Below are 2,761 nucleotides of genomic sequence, written 5' to 3'. Positions count from 1 at the left end.
TGGGAGCCTATCTCTCGTTTGATCGGCTCTGCGCTGAGGTCCATCGCCTGCTCGGGGACTATGGCACGGGACGCACGATTAATTATGCATAATCACTTATCGGGGCGTCATTCGGCATCAAGAGTCTGCTGTCGACCATATACGCACCCTCGATACCCTTGCGAGGTAATCAACATGAAACTCACGGTATACGCATCAGCCTTGGTCATCACACTGCTGTTCGCCCCTACTGTGATGGCGGAAGACTCGGTGTATCTGGAAGAGCGCATGAAACGTCTCCATGAAAAGGCAGTGATGTCCACCATGATAAAGACGGCAACATCGACAAGAGCACAACTGGGAACAATGGTCATACCGGCAACTCGAACAACTCCGGCTACCGTCGTGACACCCGATCCCTGGTGGCGCTGACCCTATGCATCGGGTAATTCTCTTACCCAGAAAAGAATGCCGGGTGTGAAGTATTTCGTCACTTCCACGACTCATCTAGAGCCGTGGCTTTTTTTCTTGACACTGGATTCAGGCCAACTCCATCGGTCCCTAGTGTCATCCGCGAATTCCTGCCATCGTCCTGCAACTAAAGGCAAAGACCATAATGGTCGCGAGCATGCAACCTCTCGATTTTATTTTTCTGAGTTGGCGGATAAATTGAGCCAGAAGGTGCTGGCTAAGCAACCCACAACGGACTACTATTTTTTATAAGCTGCGCATGCTGGACCAGTTTCTGGTAGCGTGTTCCCAGTTCCTGATCGATGTATGACATGCCGGCTCCGCCCGCAATCGGGTTTCACTGGAGTCCTGTCATGAAAACATTCCGTCTTGTATTGCTTGCCGCCTCTCTTGGTGTTGCTATTCCTGCGACTGCCTCGGAAGAAACCAGCCAAGATGACCCTGCGCTCAGTGCCAGAAACGCCATCGGCACCATCGATTTCCAGGCTAACTGTGACGATGCTGTTCGCGCTGACGTCGACCATGCGTTAGGGATGATGCATCACATGATGTATGCCCGAGCGCGAGCGGAGTTCGAGGCCGTGGTCCGCGCCAATCCCGGCTGCGCCATGGGCCATTGGGGCGTAGCGACAACCCTCTTCCAGCCGTTATGGGCTACCACGCCGAGCGAAGGGGATATCACCCTCGGTCGGCGGAGCATCCAGAAAGCGCTGGACGCTGTCGAAGACCCACGCGAGCGGCAGCTGGTTGAGGCGACCGCAGCTTTCTTTGCTCCCGAGACCGACCAGGTGCAGGTGCGTCTGGCGGGCTGGATTAACGGCATGAGTAAGGCGTATCAGGCCTTTCCAGAGGATTCCGACGTCGCTTCGCTTTACGCGTTGTCGCGCCTGACACTGGCACTGTCCGCCGATGATCGCAGTGCCCTACTCAACGAGGCTGAGCAGGTCCTTCGCAGGGTCTGGGAAAACGAATCCAGACACCCTGGGGCAGTCCATTACAGCATCCACGCCACCGATGCGGATGGCCGGGCGGGGGATGCGACTGAGATTGTTGAATCCTATGGCGCGATTGCCCCCAGTGTGCCCCATGCGCTTCATATGCCTTCCCATATCTATGTCCGGCTTGGCGACTGGGCTCGGGTGATTGAGTGGAACCAACGGTCCGCCGAGGTGGCAGTGAATCACGTGGCTGATGGTGCGAAATCCTTTCATTACGTCCACGCGCTTGACTATCAGGTCTATGGCCACCTCCAGCGTGGTGAGGATATCGGGGCTAGGGACGTGTGGGCAACTGCCCAGTCGAATGGGCCGCATCAGGCGAATTTCCCCGGAGCTTTCCATCTGGCCTCCATGCCGGCAAGGCTGGCTGTCGAAACACGAGATTGGGAAACGGCAGCAACCCTTACGCTCGGTGATCCCGACTATATCCGCTGGCAGCAGTTTCCCTGGCCGACTGGCTTGAGCTGGTTTGCGCGGGGGCTGGGCGCCGTCCATACCGACAACTTGGCCGCCGCCCGTGAAGCGGAACAGCAGTTGGTATCGCTGGTGACGGATGCCGGTTCTGCCGCAGATCCGCGTTTCTCAACCTATATAGAAGTGGACCGCCGCATTCTTTCCGGCTGGATTGCGAAAGCCGAGGGCAGGCCTGAAGATGCTATAGCGCTGTTGCGCTCCGCTGGAGAACTAGAGGCCACCGTCGAAAAACATCCGGTTACGCCGGGGTCGTTGCTCCCTCCTTACGAGGCACTCGGGGACCTGCTGGTGTCTCTTGATCGTCCGGTGGAGGCCTTGGCCGCTTACGACAACTCCAATCGAACCTGGCCGCAACGCTATAACACCCTCGAGGGCGCCGTCCGCGCGGCGGAAGCGGCTGGTGATGGCGACGCTGCCGAGCTCTGGTCCCGCCGGCTGTTGGAAACCGCTCCGGAGAGCGAGCGTGATTCTTTCCAGCAGATAAGGACACTGGCGGTAACCCAGTAAAAGCGGACTGGGGTTAGTGCCGGCCCGCTCTTCAGCCCCGCCCGCTGATCACCCAACTGCGCACCTGGCTCGACAAGTCAGCCAGCCAGGTGCTGCAGAAAAGGGCGCTGGGCAAGGAACTGCATTATCTGGATGGCCAGTGGCAACGCCTGTCATGTTTCCTCGATGATGGCCGGATCCCGCTGGATAACAACCCGGCCGAGAACGCCATCAGGCCCTTTGTGGTAGGCCGCAATTATGCCCAGCTCCGGATTATGCGCAGTTACTTGGATACTTTGTTCGTAATGAACTGATTATAAATGGAAATCTCTGCCGGGAGGAATGGGCCCGCA

At 57.7% G+C, this 2,761-nt stretch carries 2 protein-coding genes and 1 pseudogene; all 3 read left to right on the top strand.

The window, feature by feature from the left end; genetic code table 11:
* The first annotated feature begins 174 nt into the window (after positions 1-174).
* Positions 175-411, top strand: coding sequence for a hypothetical protein (locus tag HALO32_RS17630; protein WP_151445213.1), 237 nt, complete (start codon positions 175-177; stop codon positions 409-411).
* 392 nt (positions 412-803) lie between these two features.
* On the top strand, positions 804-2,429 hold the full coding sequence (locus tag HALO32_RS17625) for a tetratricopeptide repeat protein (RefSeq protein WP_225810138.1): 1,626 nt from the start codon (positions 804-806) through the stop codon (positions 2,427-2,429).
* A gap of 32 nt (positions 2,430-2,461) precedes the next feature.
* A pseudogene (locus tag HALO32_RS17620) lies at positions 2,462-2,662 on the top strand (IS66 family transposase); the annotation flags it as partial.
* Between the last annotated feature and the right edge of the window lie 99 nt (positions 2,663-2,761).

The sequence above is a fragment of the Halomonas lysinitropha genome (assembly GCF_902500215.1).
Taxonomy (GTDB): domain Bacteria; phylum Pseudomonadota; class Gammaproteobacteria; order Pseudomonadales; family Halomonadaceae; genus Halomonas; species Halomonas lysinitropha.
This window is presented reverse-complemented; position numbering and strand designations above follow the sequence as displayed.